This is a genomic window from Butyricimonas sp. RTP31003st1_G1_RTP31003_210430 (assembly GCF_040920905.1).
GTDB classification, from domain to species: domain Bacteria; phylum Bacteroidota; class Bacteroidia; order Bacteroidales; family Marinifilaceae; genus Butyricimonas; species Butyricimonas paravirosa.
On record NZ_JBCOSQ010000106.1, the window covers coordinates 1 to 3,512 of the forward strand.

The 3,512-nt window shown below is 37.1% G+C and carries 4 protein-coding genes and 1 pseudogene; all 5 read right to left on the minus strand.

All coding sequences use genetic code 11. From position 1 onward, the window contains the following. A pseudogene (locus tag AB5542_RS20255) lies at positions 1-401 on the minus strand (transketolase); the annotation flags it as partial. Continuing rightward, a complete protein-coding gene (locus AB5542_RS20260) occupies positions 388-1,308 on the minus strand; it encodes an NAD-dependent epimerase/dehydratase family protein (protein ID WP_279040058.1) in 921 nt (306 codons plus the stop codon). The pseudogene AB5542_RS20255 and the gene AB5542_RS20260, both read right to left, overlap by 14 nt. Further along, positions 1,305-2,384, minus strand: coding sequence for a CDP-glucose 4,6-dehydratase (rfbG, locus tag AB5542_RS20265; RefSeq protein WP_279040060.1), 1,080 nt, complete (start codon positions 2,382-2,384; stop codon positions 1,305-1,307). The genes AB5542_RS20260 and rfbG overlap by 4 nt, the downstream gene beginning before the upstream one ends. Before the next feature lie 3 nt (positions 2,385-2,387). After that, positions 2,388-3,167: a glucose-1-phosphate cytidylyltransferase gene (rfbF, locus tag AB5542_RS20270; RefSeq protein WP_279040062.1), complete on the minus strand. Its 780-nt coding sequence runs from the start codon at positions 3,165-3,167 to the stop codon at positions 2,388-2,390. Position 3,168: 1 nt separating this feature from the next. After that, positions 3,169-3,512 (minus strand): UDP binding domain-containing protein (locus AB5542_RS20275; RefSeq protein WP_368243396.1); only part of this gene is annotated, 344 nt, incomplete at its 5' end.

Below are 3,512 nucleotides of genomic sequence, written 5' to 3' on the forward strand. Positions count from 1 at the left end.
GAAGCAATACTACCTAATGCCAGACCTGCTGCAACAGGCAATCCATGTCCTAAACTACCGGACGAAACCTCTACACCATTCAAATGATGACTCACATGTGAAAAATAAACGGTTCCATCTTGCCCGTATCCTTCCAAAAGTTCATCCAACGACAAAAAGCCCCTCAACCCCAATGTTGCATACAACGATGCACAACAATGACCTTTGCTCAACACAAACCGATCTCGGTTAGGCGAATCAACCGTTTCTGGTGTCACATGAATAATACCTGAATACAAAACAGCCAATATATCACTCATCGAAAGTGCACCACCAGAATGTGAGGAATTAGCATTATGCGCAAGCTGCAAAGACATCCTACGAATATCCTTTGCAAAATCTTCACATTTACCTATATCCATATTTATAATATTTTAAATAATAATCAATTGTTTCCTCTAAATGTCGTTCAAAATCAGAAGTATCAATCTTATACATATTGTCGGCCAAACGCTTTGTATCACCCACCATGTACATACATTGCCCCGGTCTGTATGGAAGAGCTCCAAAATTCAATTTAAATAATGGATTTATTTTATCTTTAATTTTTATCACTAAATCTTTCAATGATATTAAATTATCCGAACAGATATTATAAATACCTGATTTGCCAATCACATTCAAAACACTGGCAATAGACTTAGCCACTTCTTCAACGTATAAATAAGCTAACCGCTGCTCTCCCGGAGTCAAATCCATCTCAGAAGACGAACATATATTTTTAATCAATGATGGAATCAACCAATTGTCAGCCTCCATGGGTCCAAAACAAGGAAAAACCCTAAACCAATACCATTCAATACCATTCAATTCACAAAAAGTCCGCATCAACACAAATGAAGCATTTTTAACCGCTCCGTATGCAGAGTTTGGATGGACATGATAAGTTTCGTCAATTTTATTTTCAAATGCTCCATATTCAGCCTGCGAACCAATTCCTATAAATTTTTTCGTATTACATATTGTTGCAATATTTAACAACATTTGTTGCATCACTATATTACGGAGCTGCTCATCCCAGTTCGTCCTTTGACTAGCACCAACTCCATTCCAAGCCAAATTAAATATAACATCAGGTTGAAACGCTATGACCTCCCCTTCCCAATCACTTTCAATATTGACCCACGTCACAGAATCTTTAATATCTGCAACACGATATAAATCGGAAAATTCACGTTTTAAAGAAAGAACCTTATGTTTCTGTTCCACTAAAATGTGTAACAAATACGATCCTATAAAACCAGACGCTCCAGTAATAAATATTTTCATTTTGCTACATATTCATTGATTTGCTCAACACACAAATCATATCCATTCATTATTTTATATTTCCTATACCAGTCCACAGTCAAGGCAACCGTCTCCTCGATATTCATTCGCGGTTCCCAACCGAGCTTAAATTTAGCCTTACTAATATCCAACATTAACAATTTAGCCTCATGCAAAACATGCGGATCAGATAAATCTTTCAACATACCCTTACCATAACTGGCAACCACTCTAGTTGCAATATCCCAAACAGTTGATATAGATTCCGTCTTAGGTCCAAAATTCCACCCCTCACAATACCGAGTTGGTTCATTCCACATTCTTTGAGCCAACATCATGTAACCACCGAGTGGCTCAAGCACATGCTGCCATGGACGAATAGATTGAGGGCTACGAATAATAATAGGACGATCGTCCTCCAAAGCTCTTATACAATCTGGTATAATTCTATCCAAGGCCCAATCGCCACCACCAATAACATTACCAGCACGTACACTGGCTATCGATTTTCCATGTTTTTCAAATTGTTCTGGATTAAAAAAAGAACGCCGCCAAGATGCGATCATTATCTCCGCAGCCCCTTTGCTACTAGAATAAGGATCATACCCTCCCATCGCCTCATTTTCACGATAGCCCCAGATTTGTTCTTTATTTTCATAACACTTATCTGTAGTTATCATCACTCCGACCTTAACACTAGGAGTCGCACGGATAGCTTCCATCACATGAATAGAACCCATAACATTAACCTCATACGTTTCTACGGGAATTTCATAACTTAACCTTACAAGAGGCTGTGCCGCAAGGTGAAAAACAATTTCAGGTTGATATTGATGAAAAATAGTTTTCATCAATTCACCATCACGAATATCAGCCCTTAAATCGGCTTCCATTTTTTTTCCAACTCCAGAAAGTACAAAATTATCTCGCTCTGACAACGGATCTTTAGCCACACCTATCACTTCTGCACCCAATTCATGCAACCAAATAGAAAGCCACGAACCTTTAAAACCGGTATGCCCTGTAATAAGCACACGCTTACCTTTATAAAAATTATCAAATATATCAATATCCATAATTTACCAAACCTTCCAAGGAGCCTCTCCTTTATCCCACAATTCATTAAGATCCCTATTATCTTTTAGCACATCCATCGGTCTCCAAAATCCAGTATGCTTATAAGCAAACATTCCGCCTTTTTTTGCAATTTGCTCTAATGGTTCTTTTTCAAAACTAATAAAATCCTGATCATCAGGTATATATTCAAACACTTCAGGTTCACAAACAAAATATCCTGCATTTATCCAATTACCATCACCTTTAGGTTTTTCTTGAAAAGATCTGACCCGATTAGAAGTTTTATCAATATCTAGTGCTCCAAATTTACCAGTAGGCATATAGGCTGTCAAAGTTAAGATCGCTCCATTATTTTCATGTTGTACAATAACATCTGCAATATTAATATCTGATACACCATCGCCATATGTTAACAGAAATCGCTCATTTCCTATATATTTTTGAATTCGTTTTATTCGACTACCTGTCATTGTGTGCAAACCAGTGTCGATCATTGTAACTCTCCAATTCTCGGAATGATTATCCAAAATTTCAGTACTATTATCAGACAGATTTACAGTCATATCACAATTATGACAAAAATAATTTGCAAAATACTCCTTAATGATATATTGTTTATAGCCACAACAAATAATAAAATCGTTAATACCATAATGACTATAGGTTTTCATGATATGCCATAAAATAGGTTTCCCTCCTATTTCGACCATCGGCTTAGGAAGCAAATTTGTAACTTCACTTAATCGTGTTCCAAAACCCCCAGCTAAAATTACAGCTTTCATATTACAAACTCCAATATTTTAATTTATTAATTTTTCCTCGATACATTCCCTTCACATCCACCAACACCGCATTATCATAAGTCAACGACTTGAAATACTTCTCGTTCAAATCCTTGTAAGCATCATGTGAAACAGCCACGATCACAGCATCATAATTATTCCTCGGCTTCTCGATCAACCCGAAACCATACATCTGTTTCACCTCTTCTGAATCTGCATGAGCATCAACCACGTCAACATCAACCCCGAAATCCTTTAATTCGTTGATAATATCAACCACCTTCGAGTTACGAATATCTGCCACGTTTTCCTTGAAAGTCATACCCATCACGAGCACTCTAGCCC